This is a genomic window from [Mycobacterium] manitobense (assembly GCF_025821665.1).
In the GTDB taxonomy this organism is placed as follows: Bacteria; Actinomycetota; Actinomycetes; order Mycobacteriales; family Mycobacteriaceae; genus Mycobacterium; species Mycobacterium arseniciresistens.
The window spans coordinates 1-866 of sequence record NZ_JACKSJ010000216.1; the positions used below are offsets into that span (position 1 = coordinate 1).

General features: G+C 65.0%; 1 protein-coding gene. It reads right to left on the reverse strand.

All coding sequences use genetic code 11. The features are described from left to right. A partial coding sequence (locus tag H7I41_RS23525; RefSeq protein WP_443735565.1) for an IS30 family transposase occupies window positions 1-866 on the reverse strand: 866 nt, incomplete at both ends.

An 866-nucleotide genomic window follows, 5' to 3' on the forward strand; every position in this document is an offset into this window, starting at 1 on the left:
CAGCGATCTTGCAGCGATCTTGGCGTGGTTGGCCATTTCGATGACCTGGTCCCAGGTCAGCGTGCGGGCCATGATCGCGGGCAGCTGGGCGATTTTGGCCACGATGGCCTCTTGGACTGCCAGGGCGCCGTGGTTATCGGGTAGGTGCAGCAGGATCACGAACCGGGTGCTGCGTTCGACCAGGGTGCCGATCGCGGACTTGTTTTCCGTTCCAGTGATCAGGTCGCCTTCCCAATGGCCGGGGATGGCACGATCCTCGACCTCGGCAGGCCGGTCACTGATGCTGACCATGTCCCGGATACGCGGGCGTCGCTGGTCGGGGCGGTGCTGCGGTTTGCGCAGTGCTCGACCCGTGCGCAAACACGTGTGCAAGTCGCGGCGCAGATTCCCCTTGCCCTGCACGTAGATTGCCTGGTAGATCGTCTCGTGCGACACCCACATCTCCGGATCGTCGGGGAACTCCCACCGTAACCGGTGGGCGATCTGGGCTGGGCTGTGCTGTTCGTGGCCCAACCGGTACTGCACGGCATCGCGCAGCCGCGCATTGGTGGCCAGCTTGCCCGCCTTGGGGCGTCGAGCCCGGTGCTCGGAGCGGACCTGGGCCAGCAACGCGTCGTACTTCAACCTCGTGGTGCGACCGCTCTGGCGGGCCCCGAAGCGTTCCTTGCGCCGGTAGCCGGACTTGCCGCCATTGTGGGCGGCGATGGCACCATTGACGTCGAGTTCGTATTTGATCGTCGAGGCCGGCCGGCCCAAGCTGCGCCCTATCGAGTTCAGCGATTCATAGTTGTGCACGCCGATCTGGATCCGGATCCGATCAGCCAGATCCAGGCGCCGTCGCCGACCGTTCTTCCTAGGGGCAGTGA